Genomic DNA, 4,877 nt, shown 5'->3' with positions numbered 1-4,877 from the left:
CGCCAAGCTGCTCGCGCGCCTGCATGTTGCGCAGGCCCGGCGTGTTGGGCGAGGAGATGTTGACGGTGAGATAGCTGGCGTATTGCGCAAACCGGGCGACACCGCGCTCATAGTCGCCGATGCGGTCGCTGCTGTCCTTGTTGGCGCCGATGTTGACGCCGACGATGCCGGAGCGGCCCTTACGTGCGGCAAGGCGCTTTTCTGCGGCCGCGTGGCCTTCATTGTTGAACCCCAATCGGTTGATCACCGCATCGTCGGCAGTCAGCCGGAAGATACGCGGCTTCGGATTGCCGGCCTGCGGCAACGGCGTGATGGTACCGACCTCGGCGAAACCGAAGCCCAGGCCAAGCAACGCGTCCGGAACCTCGGCGTTCTTGTCATAGCCGGCCGCCATGCCGAGCGGATTGGGGAACTCGAGGCCGCAGACGCTGACCTTCAGCCGCGCGTCGAGCGTCGTCCGCGCACCGACAGGCAGGCCGCATCGCAGCGCCGCAATCGACATGCCATGCGCGGTTTCCGGATCGAAGGCGAACAGCAGCTTCTGGCCGAGCCGGTCGAGCACGCTCATTGCCCCTCCAGTGCCGGGAACTGGTGCACACCATCGGCGCCAAGCGGCAGCGGCCGGACCCACAGCACGGCCTTGAGGTCCAGCGGGCCATAAAGATGCGGAAACAGCGCGCCGCCGCGCGAGACCTCGTATCTCAGCGCAGCACCCAGGCCGGCGCCGTCGATGGCGACCAGCAGAAGGTCCGTCTGGCCGGCAAAGTGCTTTGCCGCCGTTTCCCTGACCTGTGCTACCGTTGAGAAATGGATGAAGCCATCGGCGACATCGATCGGCGCGCCGGTGAAGCGGCCATGCGTTTCGGCCTCGCGCCAAGGCGCTTGCGGGGTTATCTTGTAGACAATCTGAGACATGGTTGCGCTATAGAGCAGTTCCAGGAAAAGTGTGAAACGGTTTTCCCGGGAAAAGCGCATAGCGCTTTCCCTTGGGAATTGCGTCAAAAAGATTCCGAACCAGCCATTCGGGAAAGGCCACGCCAAGGGTCTTCCCCATTTCCGGCGCAAACATGCGATATCTGAGGCCTTGGCCATGGAGGACAACATGCGTCTGCAGCACATCTTGATCCCCGCCGCGCTCGTTTCGCTGGTCGCGGCTTCAGCTTATTCGGAAGAGACCGACCGCTACCGCCTGGAAAAGTCCGATAGCGGCTTTGTCCGTATCGATACGCAGACCGGCGCCATGTCGATCTGCGAGGAACGTTCGGGCCAGCTCGTCTGCAAGATGGCGGCCGACGAACGCGCTGCTTTCCAGGACGAGGTCGACCGCCTGCAAACCTCGATGAAGGCGATGGACGAGCGCGTCACCAAGCTCGAGAATTCGCTCTCCGCCCGCCTCGAATCGAAACTGCCGAGCGAGGAGGATTTCAACAAGACCATGAGCTACATGGAGCGCTTCCTGCGCGGCTTCATGGGCATCGTCAAGGATATGGACAAGGACGACGGCGCTCAGAAGACCTGAGCGCTTCAACCAGGGGAGGCGGCGCGCTGGCTTTGCCGCTTGAAAACAGCGCGCAGCCCCTCATAATCGTCCAATTGAACCCGAAAAGCCAAAAATCATCGGGGATTTGGGGAGGGACATTTGCCGGCAGGCTATTCTTTCGTCATCGCCGACGATCACCCGCTGTTTCGCGGTGCGCTGCGCGAAGCGCTCGCCGGCATCGGCAACGTCGCCGCCATCCATGAAGCCGGCGATTTCGAGAGCGCCAAGGCGCTGGTCGTGGCCAACGAGGACGTCGATCTGGTGCTGCTCGACCTGTCGATGCCGGGCGCCAGCGGCCTGTCCGGCCTGGTCTCGCTGCGTGGCATCCATCCGGCGGTGCCGCTGGTCGTGGTGTCGGCGCATGACGATCCGGCGACCATCAGGCGGGCGCTCGATCTCGGCGCTTCCGGCTTCATCTCCAAGTCGGCCAGCATGGAGGAGATCCGCAGCGCCGTGCAATCGGTGCTTGCCGGCGACATCGCAGCACCAGCCGGCGTCGATCTCGGCATCGAGCGCGATCCCGAAATATCGGACCTTATCAAGCGGCTGCAGGCTCTGACGCCGCAGCAGACACGGGTGCTGGGCATGCTGGCCGAGGGCCTGCTCAACAAGCAGATCGCCTATGAACTCGGTGTATCGGAGGCTACCATCAAGGCGCATGTCTCCGCCATCCTGCAGAAGCTCGGCGTCGACAGCCGCACGCAGGCGGTGATCCTGCTGTCCAAGATCGGCAGCGACCCGCTGCAGCCGGCGGGTTGATCGCCAGGGCGCCAGTTCAATCAGAATAATGTTCAATCAGAGCACTGAACCTCCGTCCGCCGCACCGGCCGGCCGTTGAAGCTTGCGAAACTGATGGCGGCCATGATCCAGACGCCGATCCCGCCATAGAGCATGACCCAGCCAAAGCCGTTGCGCAACGCATCCTGGGCGACGGTCCCGGCGAGCCCGGAGATGGGGTTTCCAGCAGCGATCGCTTCGGCGAGAAGACGCAATTGGGCAGCGTCGAGGTCGGGCAGCGCATGCCCCAGATGCGCCAGCACACCGCTGGCCAGGATGAAGCCCATCACCGCGATGTTCAGCGCCAATGAAACCATGCGCGCGCTCATGTCGATGCCGGAGGCCATGCCGGCGCGATCGCTCGAAACGGAACCCGTCGTCGTGTTGGTGACAGGTGTGTTGGTTATTCCCAGACCCATCCCCGCGATCAGGCAGCCGGGCAGCATCGTCAGCCAGTCCGGTTGCGCGGCGGCGCTGCCGAATTTCATCAGGATGAACCCGACGCCGATGATGACGAGGCCTGCCGGAATGATGATGCCGGGCCGATAACGCAGCGAAAAGCGCTCTGCCAACGGCGGCAGCACAAGCGTCGGCAGCGTGTAGGCAAGCAGGGCAAGGCCGGTGGAGACGGTGTCATAGCCGAGCCCGGCGTGGAACCAGATCGGCAGGTAGATCATGAAAGGCCAATAGCTGAGGTTCATCGCGGCAGAGCCGACGATGGCGCCCGAAAAGGGCCGGATCCGGAAGACCGAGAAATCGAACATCGGCCGCTGGCTGACCTTCTCGGCAATGAGGAAGGCGATGAAGCTCACTATCGAGATACCGAGGATCGCCAGCGCGGCAGGGCTGGAGAAACCCAGATCCGGCCCCTGGATGATGTAGAAAACGAGGCAGAAAACCGACGGCGACAGCGTCAGGATGCCTGCTACGTCGAGCTTGCCCGCCTGTGGATCCTTCGATTCGTGGACGCCCATCAGAGCGAGGGCGAACGCCAGCGCCGCAACCGGCACGTGGACAAGAAACACCCATTGCCAGCTCGAGACCGCGACGATGCCGCCGCCGATGATGGGGCCGAAGCCGAGGCCGGTGCCGAAGATGACGCCCCACCAGCCCCATGCGACGGCGCGTTCGCGCCCTTCCCGGAATTCATGCGACAGCACGGCAAGCTGGCAGATCAGCATCGCACCGCCGCTCAGGCCCTGCAGAAACCGGGCGACGATGAGCGTGGAGACGCTTTCGGCGACGCCGCAGATCAGTGATGTCAGGCCGAAGGCGGCGATGGCGACCAGAAAGACACGCTTGCGCCCGTAACGATCGGCGATCGTGCCGACCGCCATCAGCACCGTCGTGACCGCGATCGTATAGGCGTTCATCACCCATTGCAGTTGCTTGAAGTCGGCGTGCAGCACCTGCTCCAGTGTCGGCAGGATCGCGGGAACGCTTGAAATCTCCAGGCCGAACATCAGGCACGCCAGGCAGGCGGCAAACAGAACAACGATGCCTCGGCGGGTCACTACAGTGGGCATGGTTCAACCTTTCGAACGTATTGTCGGCAATCGGCGAATCCATCGCAGCTCGCCCGGTGCGCGTATGCCCCAGGGTAGGCGAGGCTTGATCATATTAGAATTGCATGGTTGGCTATTTCAGAGACAACAAGTGCGGATAGCTGACATGACGCTGGACGTAGACGCTGTGAAAACATTCGTCGCCATCGCCGATCTTCAGAGCTTTACGCGTGCGGCCGAGGCTCTTGGCAGCACGCAAGGGGCAATCAGCGTGAAGCTGAAGCGGCTGGAAGAGCGCGTCGGCCAGAAATTGATCGAGCGCACGCCCCGGCTGGTGCGCTTGTCGGCGCAGGGCGCGGTGTTTCTCCAGCCCGCACGCGACTTCCTCGCGGCACACGATCGCGCCATTGCCAGCCTGTCTTCGGTGCGCCGCCGCTTCACACTGGGCATCGCCACCCATGTCGGAGGCGCGGAAGTCCCGACATTGCTGGCGCGGCTCAATGCGCATGACCCGGCGCTCACCATCGAAGTGCGGCTCGATGATTCGCGCGACCTGCTGGACGCTTTCGATCGCGGTGAGATCGACGCGGCGATCATCCGCCGGGAGGACGACCGGCGCGATGGTGAAGTGCTGGCGCCCGAACATTTCGGCTGGTACGCCGCGCCCGGCTTCGTCCACCGGGCCGACGAGCCGCTGCGCCTGGCGGCATCCTCGCCATCCTGCGGTATTCGTAACATCACCACCCGCGCGCTCGACGCTGTCGGAATACCGTGGACGGAGGTGTTCCTCGGCTGCGGCTCCTTCGCCGTTGCCGAGGCCGTCTCGGCCGGCCTCGCAGCCTCGGTATTTTCCTGCCGGCTTGCCCCATCCGGGACCATCGAGGTCAGCCGGAAATTCGGGCTGCCGGCGCTGCCGCCTTCCGAGATCGTGCTGCTTTCGACGCTGACGGACGCCAAGTCCCGCGAGGCGCTGAGGACGCTTGCAATGGCCTTTCGCGAGCATCGTCCGCCTGTGGCGGGCAATGCCGGACGGCCCCGGTTCCGCAGTTCCCAGA

Annotated in this window: 6 protein-coding genes; 3 read left to right on the top strand and 3 right to left on the bottom strand. The window is 63.8% G+C overall.

The window, feature by feature from the left end; genetic code table 11:
* Positions 1-568 (bottom strand): dihydroorotate dehydrogenase (quinone) (gene pyrD, locus EOC06_RS32680; protein WP_128309731.1); only part of this gene is annotated, 568 nt, incomplete at its 3' end.
* On the bottom strand, positions 565-915 hold the full coding sequence (locus tag EOC06_RS32675) for a DUF952 domain-containing protein (protein WP_164898863.1): 351 nt from the start codon (positions 913-915) through the stop codon (positions 565-567). The genes EOC06_RS32675 and pyrD, both read right to left, overlap by 4 nt.
* A gap of 187 nt (positions 916-1,102) precedes the next feature.
* On the opposite strand from EOC06_RS32675, the gene EOC06_RS32670 reads away from it, so the two are divergent.
* On the top strand, positions 1,103-1,519 hold the full coding sequence (locus tag EOC06_RS32670; protein WP_127266720.1) for a hypothetical protein: 417 nt from the start codon (positions 1,103-1,105) through the stop codon (positions 1,517-1,519).
* 120 nt (positions 1,520-1,639) lie between these two features.
* Positions 1,640-2,299, top strand: a complete 660-nt coding sequence (locus tag EOC06_RS32665; RefSeq protein ID WP_023813893.1) for a response regulator transcription factor — start codon at positions 1,640-1,642, stop codon at positions 2,297-2,299.
* 32 nt (positions 2,300-2,331) lie between these two features.
* Here EOC06_RS32665 and EOC06_RS32660 read toward each other — a convergent pair whose 3' ends face one another.
* A complete protein-coding gene (locus EOC06_RS32660) occupies positions 2,332-3,843 on the bottom strand; it encodes an MFS transporter (RefSeq protein ID WP_128309729.1) in 1,512 nt (503 codons plus the stop codon).
* Positions 3,844-3,988: 145 nt separating this feature from the next.
* Here EOC06_RS32660 and EOC06_RS32655 point away from each other — a divergent pair.
* Positions 3,989-4,877: LysR substrate-binding domain-containing protein (locus EOC06_RS32655; RefSeq protein WP_164898862.1), on the top strand; the 889-nt coding region annotated here is incomplete at its 3' end.

It is taken from the genome of Mesorhizobium sp. M7A.F.Ca.MR.362.00.0.0 (assembly GCF_004023175.1).
Lineage (GTDB): Bacteria > Pseudomonadota > Alphaproteobacteria > Rhizobiales > Rhizobiaceae > Mesorhizobium.
The sequence above is the reverse complement of the archived record's forward strand: the minus strand, read 5'-3'. Positions and strand labels throughout refer to the sequence as shown.

Coding starts and splice junctions, on each gene's coding strand:
- EOC06_RS32675 (WP_164898863.1), bottom strand. CDS start 915: ATGTCTCAGATTGTCTACAAGATAACCCCGCAAGCGCCTTGGCGCGAG.
- EOC06_RS32670 (WP_127266720.1), top strand. CDS start 1,103: ATGCGTCTGCAGCACATCTTGATCCCCGCCGCGCTCGTTTCGCTGGTC.
- EOC06_RS32660 (WP_128309729.1), bottom strand. CDS start 3,843: ATGCCCACTGTAGTGACCCGCCGAGGCATCGTTGTTCTGTTTGCCGCC.